This window comes from Phormidium tenue FACHB-1050, from assembly GCF_014696925.1.
Taxonomy (GTDB): domain Bacteria; phylum Cyanobacteriota; class Cyanobacteriia; order Pseudanabaenales; family Pseudanabaenaceae; genus Pseudanabaena.
The window spans coordinates 69431-83971 of the sequence record NZ_JACJQY010000014.1; the positions used below are offsets into that span (position 1 = coordinate 69431).

Annotated in this window: 9 protein-coding genes; 4 read left to right on the forward strand and 5 right to left on the reverse strand. The window is 44.8% G+C overall.

Annotated elements, in window-relative coordinates:
- Nucleotides 1–81 precede the first annotated feature (81 nt).
- Nucleotides 82–1692, reverse strand: coding sequence for a methyl-accepting chemotaxis protein (locus H6G05_RS10885; RefSeq protein WP_190578191.1), 1611 nt, complete (start codon nt 1690–1692; stop codon nt 82–84).
- A 411-nt stretch (nt 1693–2103) separates the two neighbouring features.
- Between H6G05_RS10885 and murD the strand changes: the two genes are divergently transcribed.
- The 3 genes from murD (at nt 2104) to grxC (ending at nt 5823) form a co-directional block, all read left to right on the forward strand.
- Nucleotides 2104–3504 (forward strand): UDP-N-acetylmuramoyl-L-alanine--D-glutamate ligase, encoded by a 1401-nt coding sequence (gene murD / locus H6G05_RS10890; RefSeq protein WP_190578192.1) that lies wholly within the window; start codon nt 2104–2106, stop codon nt 3502–3504.
- Between the two features lie 85 nt (nt 3505–3589).
- Entirely contained in the window at nt 3590–5443 is a 1854-nt protein-coding gene (locus H6G05_RS10895; RefSeq protein WP_190578193.1) for a peptidoglycan D,D-transpeptidase FtsI family protein, read from the forward strand.
- 122 nt (nt 5444–5565) lie between these two features.
- On the forward strand, nt 5566–5823 hold the full coding sequence (gene grxC, locus H6G05_RS10900) for a glutaredoxin 3 (protein WP_190578194.1): 258 nt from the start codon (nt 5566–5568) through the stop codon (nt 5821–5823).
- Between the two features lie 79 nt (nt 5824–5902).
- Here grxC and H6G05_RS10905 read toward each other — a convergent pair whose 3' ends face one another.
- The 4 genes from H6G05_RS10905 to H6G05_RS10920 all read right to left on the reverse strand — a co-directional run bounded on the left by H6G05_RS10905 (nt 5903) and on the right by H6G05_RS10920 (nt 12758).
- Nucleotides 5903–8668: a DNA gyrase/topoisomerase IV subunit A gene (locus H6G05_RS10905; protein WP_190578195.1), complete on the reverse strand. Its 2766-nt coding sequence runs from the start codon at nt 8666–8668 to the stop codon at nt 5903–5905.
- 115 nt (nt 8669–8783) lie between these two features.
- Nucleotides 8784–9248, reverse strand: coding sequence for a DUF29 domain-containing protein (locus tag H6G05_RS10910; protein ID WP_190578196.1), 465 nt, complete (start codon nt 9246–9248; stop codon nt 8784–8786).
- 52 nt (nt 9249–9300) lie between these two features.
- A complete protein-coding gene (locus H6G05_RS10915) occupies nt 9301–11973 on the reverse strand; it encodes an adenylate/guanylate cyclase domain-containing protein (RefSeq protein ID WP_190578197.1) in 2673 nt (890 codons plus the stop codon).
- Nucleotides 11974–12218: 245 nt separating this feature from the next.
- Entirely contained in the window at nt 12219–12758 is a 540-nt protein-coding gene (locus H6G05_RS10920; RefSeq protein ID WP_190578198.1) for a shikimate kinase, read from the reverse strand.
- A gap of 198 nt (nt 12759–12956) precedes the next feature.
- Between H6G05_RS10920 and H6G05_RS10925 the strand changes: the two genes are divergently transcribed.
- Nucleotides 12957–14534 (forward strand): YcjF family protein, encoded by a 1578-nt coding sequence (locus H6G05_RS10925; RefSeq protein ID WP_190578199.1) that lies wholly within the window; start codon nt 12957–12959, stop codon nt 14532–14534.
- Nucleotides 14535–14541: the final 7 nt, after the last annotated feature.

Genomic DNA, 14541 nt, shown 5'->3' on the forward strand with positions numbered 1-14541 from the left:
TATTTCGCTATTCGCTATCAATTTGTGATTAAGGTCTGCGATAGATTTTTTGTGGCTCGGCTTCGCTGAGCCATAAAAAATCTATCTGTCAGTAATCGATTCCATCTCGTCCATTTCCGAAATCTGCATTTCTAGCATTGGTGGTAAACGGAAAAACTGCACCCTTTCTAGTAGTTGCCTTGCCAACATTCCCATTTTGCCCGATTGATCGCGGGTAAATTGGGCTTGAGAAGCAGAGCGTTCTGCGATCGCTTCAATATCTTGGATCGAGGCTAAGCTAAATTTGACGGCTTCCGCAATTGAGCGTGATGAATCAGTTACGGCAACGCCAATTTCGGCTAACTCTTCAGTTACAGTGGCAATGTTAGTAAATGACTGCTCCGAACTATTCACACTATTAGTGAAGTCCGACACAAGACTATTTACATCGCGCACGTCTTGATCAATCCCCGACACAACCACATCCACAAATCCCGTCCTTTGTTGCAGTACTACTAGCCCCTGATTGGTTTGAGTTGCCAAGTTATTTACCTGTGAGGCGATCGCTTCAAATTCCCTTGCGACGGAGACAAATTGTTCAGGATCGCGCTGTTCTAGCGCCCTTGCTGCCACCATGGAGGCATTGGTCGCCAAAACCTGAGTTAAGGAGGCAAGGCGTTTTTGATCCAACACAAATTGTTTCGCAAGCGCCACGAATTCCCCTAGATTTTTAATTCTTTGCACCATCTGCACCGTTGCTGCTTGCAGAGACTCAATCGAAGCTGTCAAGTAAATAATTTGTTCCTCCCCTTGTCGCACGGCTGATCGCACCCTCTGCACAGCTTTGTTGGCAGCGATCGCTTGTTGGGCTGCATCTTGAGCCAACTGGTTTACATCCTCAATTCCTAAACGGGCTTGCACCACCAGTGCTTCCTGTTGCTCAGCATTTTGGGATACCGCGATCGCTAACTGCTCAAGGCGATCGGTGCGGAGCGTTACCTGTTGAGCAGTCTGCAACACTGCGGCAAGTACCTCAGCCAACTGCTCTGATAGACGATTGAGCGTATCCGCAATTAAACCAGTTGCGTGGGGACTGACCTCAGCCTTAGCCGTCAAATCTCCCATCTCCAGTTCTGAAACTACATCCAACAAGTGCGAAATTTCATCTTGAAAAATATTATTTTGGACTTCAGCCTCGACTTGAGCCGAAGACTGCTCTTGCTTATTTTGGGCAAGGTTAAAAGTCATCTGGTTAAAAATATCAGCTAACTTGCCAATTTCATCCTTTGCCCCAAGCTCTACATTTGCGCCAAAGTCCCCTGTGGCATATTGCCTAGCGATCGCTTCTAGCCCCCGAATCCTCTTGCTAAGGGTACTACCGATAAATAAACCAAATATCGCACTAATCACAATCAAAATCACCCCTAAACCAAACACAAATAAGGTGGCATCGGATAGTTTCCTTTGAGCCTCTTGGTTGACAATCGGCGCGAGACTGTTATTTAGATACAAAGCGGCGATCGCAAAGCCAATTAAGGATAAAAAGCTAGTTGAACCGATCGCAAAGAGGATTTTGGCGCTAATCGGTAAATTATTTAACCAACTGCTCTTATTGGAAGCTTGTCTAGATATCGGGGCAGCAGCAGCAACAGCAGCCTTCCTCTTTCTTTTTGCATTCGCTTTTTTGCTTGAAAAGGGAGGTTTATTTGCCATATATCAACATATTCAACAGTTTAGCAATGTCAAAGATCAGAATAATTTGAAGTTTGCTGATTAGTAAACCGTCAATTATCTTGTCTTTTAGGTTGGATGTTAACAACATACAGCTTTGTGTTGAAACTCTTGAGTGTGCTTGGCAACAATGTCAAAACCAATTTTAGAGTTTTCAACGCCTACGGCGTTGAAAACTCTAAAATTGGTTTTGTTGCTCTCTTAGCAGCTATAAAGCAAATGTCAGCAAGTTCCTGTATTCTTGACTATTACAGCAATTACTGCTCAAACGAACCACAAGAAAATTTTTGAAAGGGTTGCAAAGCAACCCTTTCAAAAATTTTCTTGGATTGTTTTTGATCGAAAAGCGCTGTAACTTTTTAATTTAATAAATTTATAAATCAAGCGATCGCCATGCATCAAGCGTATGTACTGGGACTGGGACAGTCTGGAATTTCTGCGGCAAAACTCCTCAAAGCTGATGGCTGGCAAGTGACAGTTAGTGATAGTCAAGCAAGTGCTAGCCTAGAGCAACGTAAGCAAGCCTTAGAGTCAGCAGGAATTGCAGTTGAGCTTGGAGGATTTCCTGACTTTGTCAAAATAGTTGAGTCGGGACAAAGCGTGGATCTTGTCACTGTTAGTCCTGGGGTTCCTTGGGATTGCCCTGCGGTGGAACAAGCGCGATCGCTTGGTATTGATACGATCGGGGAGATCGAACTAGCTTGGCGCTACCTCAAGCATATTCCTTGGGTGGGTATCACAGGGACTAACGGCAAGACGACCGTGACATCTTTGACGGCAGCAATTTTTCAGGCGGCAGGGCTAAAGGCGATCGCCTGTGGCAATATTGGCTTTCCCGCTTGCGAAATTGCTTTACAAGTCTTGCAGAAACAACTTCAGCCTGATTGGATTATTGCAGAGTTAAGCAGTTATCAGATTGAGTCCATCCAGACAGTCAAACCTCAAATTGGCATCTGGACAACCTTTACCCCCGATCATCTTAATCGTCACTACACCCTTGAGGCATATCGAGATATTAAGGCAAGCTTGATCGATCAATCCGCTCATATTGTCCTCAACGGCAATGATCCGTACTTAGAGAATTTTGGGGCAGCCATGTGGCCAAAAGCGATCTGGACAGGGATTGACGATCAGGTGGTAGAAGCGATCGCCGATGGTGCTTGTATTGAAAAGGGCTGGGTCAAGTTTCGGGGTGAGCCAGTTTTCCCGATCTCACACTGGACGCTTTTGGGAAGCCATAATCGTCAAAATTTATTGATGTCGGTAGCCGCCGCCAAGCTGGCAGGGATTGAGGCAGAACATATTGATTTTGCCATTTCTAATTTTCAAGGTGTTCCCCATCGCCTTGAGCATGTGTGCTTTTATGAAGGAATTGCCTTTATTAATGACAGCAAAGCCACAAATTATGATGCTGCTGAAGTAGGTTTAAGAGCAGTAAAGCCCCCTGTAGTTTTGATTGCGGGTGGTCAACCAAAGCAAGGTGATGCGAGTGCATGGCTAGAGCAAATTCGCCAAAGAGCGATCAGAGTATTATTAATAGGTGAAGCTGCGTCATTGTTTGCGGAAATGCTCAAAGACGTAGGGTTTAAAAATTATGAAATAGTAGACACTCTTGAGAACGCAGTCAAACAAGCAGCTCATATTGCCCATAGTCGCGCTCATAATCACCCTAGTCAGCCTTTGCCAACTGTGCTATTCTCACCCGCATGTGCTAGCTTTGACCAGTTTGCTAATTTCGAGCAACGTGGCGATCGCTTCCGCCAACTTTGCCAAGAGCTTAGGGCTGCGCCGTAAAATAAAGAATCGATAGTTGGTAACATGGCTTCGCCGCTCTCCCAACTATCGATTCTTGTAGACAGAATTTCGCCAAGATATAGTCATGAACCCATCGATTCCGCCTAGAGATCTTGCCACTATTAATCTTTTTAAACGTCGCACTGTGCTGATCTGGATGATTTTGGCTCTGTCGATGATTGGGTTGATTGTACGCTTAGTTTTTTTACAAGTGGTGACATCATCTGAATTACTCGAAAAGGCGAGAAGACAGCAAATGTTTACCTTGCGACCATTTATTCCCCGCCGCACGATTACCGATCGCAAAGGTGCAGTTTTAGCTCTAGATCGCCCTGTCTACACATTATTTGCCCATCCCAAGCTTTACAAAGAAAAACCAGAGGTGATCGCTGAAAAGCTTGCGCCGATTCTCAAGAGACCAGCCGATAAACTTCTCAGTATTCTCTCTCGTGATACGACTTCAACTCAAGTCGAATATTGGCTATCGGAGGAAAATGCCGATCGCATTTTTAACCTGCGTCTCGATGGTTTAGATCTTGTCCAACAACGTCATCGACTCTATCCACAGCAGGATCTAGCCGCTGAGATACTAGGCTATGTGAATGTCGATCATCGAGGTCAAGCAGGGATTGAACTTAGTCAAGAAAAACTATTAGAACGCACCGATCAAGCACCATCGGTTACTCAAGATGGTAATGGCAAGTTAATTCCTAACCGTATTCCTGCGGGAATGCTGCAAAGCGATCGCACTAGCTTGCAAATGACGATTGATTCGCGTATTCAACGGACTGCTAGACAAATACTCAAGCAGCAGATGGTTAAGTTTAACGCTAAGCGTGGCTCAGTAATTGTCATGGATGCCAGAGATGGTGGGCTACTCACCCTCGTAACTGAGCCAACCTACGATCCCAATCGCTACTATGAGTCCGATGTCAAACTCTTCAAAAATTGGGCTGTTTCGGACTTATATGAACCTGGATCTACCTTTAAACCTCTCAATGTGGCGATCGCCCTCGAAGCAGGAGCAATTCAGCCTGATACCGTATTTAACGACGAAGGTGCTTTAACTATTGGCGGCTGGCCAGTCGCTAACTTTGACTACGATCAAGTCGGTGCAGTTGGTCCTCTCAGTATTAGCCAAATCCTAGAGCGATCGAGCAATGTGGGTATGGTGCATATTGTCCAACGCATGAAGCCTTCAGTTTATTACGGTTGGCTAGAGCGAATTGGGCTAGGAGATATCTCTGGTATTGATTTGCCATCGGAAACACCTAGTACCCTAAAGCCCCAAGAGCAGTTCCTTGAATATGTGATCGAACCAGCAACAACTTCTTTTGGTCAAGGGTTCTCACTCACACCAGTTCAGATGGTGCAATTGCAAGGTATCCTCGCCAGTGGTGGTAAATTGCTCACGCCCCATGTGGTCAAAGGTTTAATTAATGAAGAAGGAGAGGAGTATTATCAGCCCAAATTAGCCACGCCTCGACAGGTAATTTCGCCAGCTACGGCTCAAAGGGTTGTAGAAATGATGACTAATGTTGTAGAAAAAGGAACAGGTTTACCTGCACGTATTCCAGGCTATCGGATTGCTGGAAAGACTGGCACTGCACAGAAAGCCTTGACTACGGGTGGTGGTTATTCCAATGCCAAGATCACTAGTTTTGTCGGTATTTTCCCCGCCAAAGAACCTCGCTATGTGGTGATGGCAGTAATTGATGAGCCTGTTGGTGATGATGCGTTTGGTTCCACCGTGGCGGCTCCAATTGTCAAGACAGTAATCGAAGATATCATTGTCAGTGAGGGGATTCCACCTAGTCATCCTGAAGAAGTAATCTCCAAAATCCCCATTCTGGCTGATCCAACACCACCTCCAGACTTAAAACCTGCTCCCAATAATTCCCCTAATCCTGAGCCTAAACCACCTCGTGATCGCACTTAACACTAAAATTACTAAGAGAGTGCGTCCCGTCGGGGCGCACTCTCTTAGTAATTTGTGAATTGATATATCGGTAGTTAAGATTTGTTAAAATGACATAGGTTAAACAAGTCTAGGAAATAGTGATGGCAAAAGTTGAGATTTATACATGGCGGATGTGTCCTTTCTGTATTAGAGCAAAACATTTACTCGATAAGAAAGGCGTAGAATACGAGGAATATGTCATCGATGGGGACGAAGCAGCGCGATCGGCAATGGCAGCTAGGGGATCTGACGGCAAACGCTCTGTTCCCCAAATTTTTATCAACGATCAGCATATTGGTGGTTGTGATGCTATTCACGCGCTAGACGCTAAAGGCAAACTTGATGCTTTGCTAGCATAACCAAATTTACAAAGAGAGTTCGCTTTGCGAACTCTCTTTGTAATAAGAGTAAAAGCCTCGCTTTGCGAGGCTTTTACTCTTATTTGGCGACAACACGAATTACTTTTTCCGATCGCACCAAGTCACTCTCACCTGCAAAAATCGAGCGTCCTTGACTATTGGGTAACTCTAGAGGAATCGCACCCAAAGGCATTTGCACAGTTCTTAATCCAATATCATTGTCTTGACCTATCAAGAAAGTTACAGGTAAATCAAGACGCGGCTTAGCGATCGCAGTCATGCTAACTAATCGATCAGCTCGCGATTGGAACTTGAAGCATTGCGAACCGATCGCACCTCGCACCGCAGAGCGAATATTCGACGCTGCTATGCGTTTGGCAAAACCTTCAGCCGTAATTAAAATCAGTTCAGAATTGGGGTTATTTTGTAAATCAAGAACTGATACACCAATTTGAGTTTCTGAACTGCCTAGACGCAGAGCAATATTTCCAGCGGCGGTACGTCCAACGGTGGGAATTTGGGTTTCATCGGCTTTGAGGCGCAAGATTCTACCAGCAGAGGTGGCGATCGCTAGTTCTTGTTCTAAGCCGACAATATCAGCCCAGAATAGAGCATCATCTTCTTTGAATTTTGCTGCAATCAGTCCGCGTGCGGTCATATCGGCAAATTCGGCAAGGGGCGATCGCTTGATTTTGCCTTGACTCGAAAGCAGGACTAAACCTTCCGTTGATTTAGGATTCTTTTCCCAGACAAACTGCGACACGATGCTATCAGTGCTATCTGGCAATAGTGTAATTAAAGGCGTAGCCCGTCCTTTTCCTTTGACGATTGGTACATTGGCGAGTGCAAGGGGAAATGCTCTACCTGAACTAGTCATAACCACCATTTCGCGATCGCTACGGGTGTCATAGGAAGCGATCGTCACATCATCTCCTAAATCCGCAGACTGCGACGCTCTAGAATTAGGCTCTAGGCTTTTGATATAGCCTTTGTGAGTGAGTTGGACGGTAATATCTTGCGGCTCGGCAATGGGAATATTTAGCTCCGTTGTTAGAGAAATTAAGGGGACTTCTACTGGTTTGGGTTGTTTATTAGTTGTCGATTTAGTAGATTTGCGATCGCTTACTTTCTCAGTAGTCTTCTCAGTAGTCTTCTCAGTAACGTTCTCAGTGACATTACCAGTATCAAGGGTTTGCTGAATCTGGCGATCGCTTTCAGTATTTTTATCGGCGTTTTTAGATTTAGAACTTTTCGAGGTGGCTCTGGGCGGCTCTAGTTCATCAATGTCGGGAACTTCACTCCTTTGTTGATTGCCCTGTAACAGCCAAGCAAGATGGGTACGTCTTTGGTCGCTATGACGTTTTTTATGATCGCGCAATTCTTTTTTTAAGAATTTCATTAACTCACGGCGATCGCCCAATAACCTCTCTAATCTAGAAACCTGTTGTTGTAAGGTTTCTAGTTCTTCACGGATTTTCTGTTGCTCAATTGCCGTAATCCGACGTAAAGGCATGGAGAGAATTGCTTCCGCTTGGGTTTCTGACAATGCAAATTCTGTTTGCAGGTCAGTCTTAGCTAGAGCGCTATTATTCGCAAATCGGAGAATCCTGATCAGGCGATCAATATCTTGAAGAACTAGCACCAGTCCTTCCAATAGATGCGATTTTTCTTGGGCTTTTTTTAGTTCATAACGGAAGCGCTTCGCAAGAGTCTCTTCTCGAAAAGAGAGGAATTCTTGCAATAGTTCGCGCAGACTCATTTGCTTTGGTTGCGAACCTTTGAGCGCTAGCAGGATCACCCCAAAATTTGACTGCAAAGCCGTTTGGCGATATAGCTGATCGATGATTACTTCAGGGGCAATGTCTTTCTTTAATTCGATAACAACTCGCATCCCTGCGCGATCGCTTTCATCGCGAATATCGGAAATGCCCTCAATTTTGCCATTGTTTACTAATTCAGCAATTTTCTCGATCCATGCCGATTTGTTTACCTGATAGGGCAACTCCGTCACAATAATTGCTTGTTTCTGACGCTTGCCTGTGCCTTTACCCCCAAACTGCTCAACCGCAGCCACACCACGAATCGTAACGCTACCCCTTCCAGTTAGGTATGCCTCGCGCACACCATCCTCATTCATGATGATCCCGCCCGTAGGAAAGTCGGGAGCAGGGATTAAGCTCAATAACTGCTCGTCAGGCAAATTAGGATTATCAATTAAGGCGATCGCGCCATCAACAACTTCACTCAAGTTGTGCGGCGGAATATTGGTCGCCATCCCCACGGCGATCCCCGTGGAGCCATTGAGTAATAGCATTGGCAATTGGGCAGGCAGCACGGCTGGCTCTTGCTCTGAGCCATCAAAGTTATCGACAAAATCAACAACATCTTCTTCGATTTCGCTGAGCAAAGCCTCATTACCGATCGCCGCTAAGCGACATTCGGTATAACGCATCGCCGCCGCAGGGTCATTATCTACGGAGCCAAAGTTGCCATGCCCCGCTAATAATGGGTAGCGGCTGGAAAAGTCTTGCACCAAGCGCACGAGGGCATCATAAACCGATTGATCGCCGTGGGGATGATATTTGCCCAATACGTCGCCAACGACGCGGGCGCATTTGCGAAAGGGGCGCTCTGGCACAAGCCCAAGCTCATGCATAGCGTAGATAATCCTACGATGCACGGGTTTGAGACCGTCACGGGCATCGGGCAAGGCACGTCCGACAATGACGCTCATCGCATACTCTAGGTACGATCGCTGCATTTCTGTATGCAATGAGGTCGGTATGATATTTCCCCCGTTAGACTCCAACCCGAAATCTAGCTGTTGTTGCCCTTGCTTTGCCATAAAATCTACGAACGCTGTACAAGATAATCACGATACTTGAAAACAATGTAACAGCAAAACCAAGTCGTATAGTGAATTTACGTCTGACAAGAAGTGATTTTTTGATCGTATTTAGCTAATTTTCAGGCAAGTAGTCTTCATCTAGGACTTTGGCAATCGCAAAGGGAGTCTCTAGAGGAAACGTGGCGATCTCTATTCCTGTTTCTACACTAGCGAGTTTTCTAGCTCCTTGATAGCAATCTTCAAATTCTTGTAAGAAATATCTTTTCAAGCTTGGGCTAGCTTTGAATGCTTGAGCCAAGCGACGACGATGTTCTAGCAAGGTATAGCGCCAACTGTTTGAGCGTTTTTCGGGTTGGTATTTATATTTCAACAAGTGCATCAAAATAATTTCTAAATTACTTTTTACTGCTTGTTTTTCACTTCTTCCCATACATTCAATTTCTTCGATCAAGTTCTCGATATCGAGGGCATCTAAGTTTCCTTCTCGCAATAATTTTACGGATTGTTCTAACCAAAGCGAAAAGTCTTGTTCGTAGAGTTGAGTATGGGAGTTTGTTTTATGGGTGGTGATAGTCATAGGGTTAAAGAGTAAAAAACATCATAAAAAAATGGCTCCTTGCAATGCTTTTTTATTTTTCTGTCATTCTCCATACGCCATCCCAGTCATCTTCGGGTGCATTGAGTAAAAAATGCTGACAACGAGTGATATGGATATTCGCCGCCTTGTTGTTTTTATCGAGTTCTAGTACCTCAGCAAACTCAGCAACAGCTTTACTGAACTTCCGCGTCAGGTAATGCTCACGGGCTGTATGGTAATGCTCAATAATCCGAGTTTGGATCTCGGTCAGTGGATCGGATTTTAAGCCGACTAATTCATACACACTCACAGGTTGATTTTTGCCCTTGACTTGAATGCGATCTAGTTCGCGGACCCAGAGGCGATCGCTACAGAGATTGTAGGTAGTTTCACTAATGATGGCATCTGTACCATATTGTTTACTTGCGCCCTCTAGCCGTGAGCCAAGGTTCACCCCATCACCGATCGCCGTAAATTCCATGCGTCTAGTGGAGCCAATATTGCCACTGATCACCGTATCAGAATTAATACCGATGCCAATTTTGATCGTCGCCATATCGATTTCTTTTTGGTTTTGTGGCTTCAGTTTTTCGAGCCGCTTGATATTAAATTCTTTTAAACGATGGCGCATATCGATCGCTGTCTGCACAGCCATCCACGCATGATCGGGAATTGGTAAGGGCGAACCAAACACCGCCATAATCGCATCACCGATGTATTTATCCAGCGTGCCTTTGTAGTTAAAGACCGCCTCCACCATCGTTTCAAAATATTCGTTCAGCATCATTACCACATCTTCAGCAGTGAGAGATTCGGTAATCGTCGTGTAGCTGCGAATATCTGAGAATAATACGGAAACTTCTTTGCGATCGCCGCCCATCTTGGCATCACCACCAGCGAGAAGCTGCTCGGCTAGCTCTTGGGTCATGTAGCGATACATCGTACTCTTGAGGCGTTTCTCTTGGCTGATGTCTTCCATCACGACTAGAGCGCCACGCACGCCTTCACCTTCGTCTCCTTCAGACATAGTGTTGATGGAAATATTAATGCTGTGCTGTTCGCCATCGGTAGAGCGCAGAGTTTGATCGGGATAATATTGCTTGCGACTTTTTTCGTCACCGCCCTCCAAACTAGTTTCAAACCATCTAGTGAAGTTCGCCTTTTCAATATTGATCAGTTCATACACAGATCGGCCTTCTAACAAGGCATTTCCAACTCCAAGTAAGTCATAGGCTCGTTCATTAGCAGCGATGATTTTGCCATGTTTATCGGTGGAAATTACACCATCGGAAAGGCTTCGCAAAATGTCTTTTTGCATTTGCTGTTCTTGCTTGACCTTAGCAAATAACTTGGCATTTTCTAGCGCCACGCCAGCTTGAACATTGAAGACTTTCATGAATTCTTCATCATTACTGTTAAAACTTGCCTTGAATCTTTCAGGGGAAGCTGGCCATGTGTTGGGGTCATATTCAGGAAAATCGCCACGCTGAATCTTGTTAACTAATTGAGTAACACCAATTAACTCTTTGTTAGAGTTGAAAATTGGCATACAAAGCAGGCTACAGGTGCGATAGCCATTAGCTTGATCGAATTTTTTAGAATTGCCAGCATCAGGATGCTCGTAAAGATCAAAGGGAATATTTAAGACTTCGCCTGTGGTTGCTACACGCCCTGCATAACCTACGCCCATCGGTACGCGCAATTCTTTGGTTAAGCCGTAGTGGTCAACTATTTGTGTCCAGAGATCATTGCGATCGCGATCGATTAACCACAATGTACTGCGATCGGCATTCATCAATAACTTGGCTTCGTCCATTACCTTTTTAAGGGTAGTCTCTAGGTCTAAACTCTGACCAAGGGACATGGCAGCTTTCATCAGGGCATCGGCAGCGCGTTGCTTCTGAGCAGCCGAATAAAAAGCCTGCGAGCTTTCTAAAATTAGGCGCATTGATGGCGCAAACTGAGCAAATAGAGCTTGATCTTCTTCCGTAAAGCCAACTCGATCAACACTCTCTTCAAGAGGGACAGAAGGATCGATAATTCGTAATTTGTTAATTAACTGCACCACCGCAACCAGTTGATCGTTATCGTTCAACAGGGGCATGGCAAGCATGGAGTAGGTGCGATAACCAGTCCGCTCAAATTGTTTTTTAGCTTGCGCCGATCGCGGATCATCGAAAAAGTCAAAGGGAATATTGACGATGCGACCATAGGTAGCGACTTCACCAGCGATGCTAGTTGGCTCGGTGGAAATCCGAATTTCAATATTTTTGCCATCTTCACTAGGTACATTTGTCCATAGTTGATTTTTATCGGCATCTAATAAAAAAATTGTGGTGCGATCGGCTGATAACAATTCACCAATTTTGCCGCGAATTGCTTGGAGCATCTCATCAAGGATGACATCAAAGTCGGTGTTGAGCATTCCGAGGGTTTGATTGACGATCCTTAATCGCTGCTCAACGTCATTAACGACTTGGCTAAACTTTTCGGGGGTAAGTGGTGCAAGCACAGAGGCAAAGTTACCTGCTGCGGTTACCGCTAAGGCACTGCTGGATTGGCGATCAGAACTATCTTGAAAATTAGTTAAAGCTGGGGCGGGAGGGTTGGGCTTGACAGATGGAGATTCGCTTGAAGATTCGCTCTCTGCAATCACATCGATCGTTGCCTCAATCGTAGCGTGGGTATCTATGGATGGTATGCGAGAAGGGGATGATGGTGTCATATCAGCACTAAGATTTTCGGTTTAGTCCCAACTTTTTTAAGAGTGGTGATGCTTATCGCAACACTCTTGTTCCACTTGCACTGTTGCTTTTGAGTTTATGCAAAGCCAATTTCGTCAAATTGAAAAAATTATCTTAGCACCCCTCAGATTGAGATCGCAAACCTAGAAACTATAGGCGGCGCGAATCACCGCCCACCGACCCAAATCCACAAGACTGCGCCCCGCAGGGGCGCAGTCTTGTGGATTTACTTAAGACGATCAGGGGTAATCCGAGCTTGGATCATCTCACATAGGCGATCGCTGACGGCTTCGGTAGTTTCATCCTTCGTGACCATAATCGAAATATCGGCTTGAGCATAGCGATCGCGACGTTGGCTATAGATATCATTGAGGGTTTGCAATGGATCAGCAGTTTGCAAAAGAGGGCGTTGCTCCGATGCTGTTTTGAGGCGATGGTATAAAGTATCAACTGGGACATCAATCCAAATGACGATGCCATCGTGTAAATGTGACCAATTGAGCGATCGCATGACGATTCCACCGCCTGTAGCCACGACTAGACGGGTATAAGCCGAGACTTGTGAAAGTACTTGTTGTTCGAGATCGCGAAATTTCTCCTCGCCATCCTTGGCAAAAATTTCAGGAATTGATTTTCCTGCACATTTCTCAATAAGTGGGTCGGTATCTAAAAAGTTGTAACCTAATTTTTGTGCTAAAAGCTTGCCGACGGTGCTTTTACCTGCACCCATCATCCCAATCAAAAATATATTCGTTCCGTTGAGCATTTGCCTGTATTTAAAATTTATGATGGGTAGTCAAGGAAATTTCCTAAACTAATGTTCCCACAGCAACAGGACTTCTAATTAGCGCTTCTAATTTTTCGGTCGGAGATTGCTATAAAATTTTTATTGCTATCTTGATACTTAATGGTAAAACCGTAAGTCAAAGATATTTAAGATTAAATTTTTAAGAGTATGTTGTGAATGCTGAACTATCGCACAGTCTTGTCTCATAAAAGTTTGCCAAAAAAATGGATATTAGGTTTGGGGATTATCAGTGTTGCCGCGATCGCCAATACCTTATTTTCCATTGAGCATGACTGGCATTTACTGAGCATAAGTACACTGATGATTGGCGGCACACTTTTGTTTGTGAATGTGCGAAAGAGCTTTGCTGCGGGGCTAGAGCAGCCAAACGTAATCGATCGCAGTTATCTATTTAAAGAATTACAGAAAGCGCAAAAGGCGATCGCTAAAATTGCCGATCTTAGTAAACGCACAACTTTAGACCAGCAAGCACAACAAATTACTAGCAATCTCCAAAAAAATCATTTTCAGATCGTCGTTTTTGGTACAGGCTCCGCAGGCAAAACTTCGGTGATTAATGCTTTGTTGGGGCGCAAGGCAGGTAAGACGGGGGCAGCAATTGGCACAACGATCGCTCGTCAAGAATACACTTATCAAGGGATCGACTTTTCACCCGTTGGCATAACGCCAATTCAAAGTGAAAACAAAGTTAAGCGCCAGATTTCTTTGCTTGACACATCAGGGACGCAAGAAATGGGAGCGATGGGGCAGCAGCGGGAAATCGAATCTCTGCAAGTTGTCCAAAATGCCGATCTGATGATTTTTGTAACGGCAGGAGATTTAACCAATAGCGAATATGGCGAACTTGAACGCCTTGCTGGTCTAGGTAAGCGTGTAATTCTCGTTTTTAATAAGACGGATTTGTATTTGCCAAGCGATCGCGAAAATGTATTAGCTAAGCTCAAAGAACGCACGCATCATTTCTTAGCTCCCACCGATATTGTGGCGATCGCCGCTCAGCCTAGTCCCATTAAAGTGCGTCAATATGCCAATGCTGAAGATTCAGTTCATAGTGAGGCAATCCAAGAATGGTGGGAAGATCTACCGCCCGATGTGAAAGCTTTAAAAGAACGCATTGAGACAATTCTTTCTAATGAGTGGGAAGACTTGCTAATTCACAACACCCATCTGCAAATCAAAAATTTGCTACAGGAAATCAATGGCACAATCAATCATCAACGTCGCCAAGATGCCGCCATAATCATTAATCGTTATCAATTAATCGCCGCTACGACAGTTTTTGCGAATCCCATCCCTGCGATCGATTTGTTGGCTGGAGCGGCGATCAATACCCAAATGTTGATGGATCTCGGCAAAATTTATGATCGTCCACTCAATATCAAACAAGCTCAGCAATTTGCGATGATCATTGCCCAGCAATTATTACAACTTGGCTGCATCGAAATCGCCAGCTCAGCGATCGCCTCTTGCTTTAAGGTAAATGCGCTCACCTATGCGATCGGTGGCTCCATGCAAGCCGTTACCGCCGCCTACTTAACTCACATTGGCGGTACGAGTTTTGTGGAATATCTAGAGCAGCAACCTGAAACACAATCTGCTCCTGCGATAACCAATGCATTGCAAAAAATATGTCAAAAAACCTTTAATGCGTTACAAGGCGATCGCTTCTTTATTGACTTTGTAACCAGTATTTCCAGTCGTGTCGCTAGCAACTACAGCGCTTTGCGCTCATAAAAAAAGG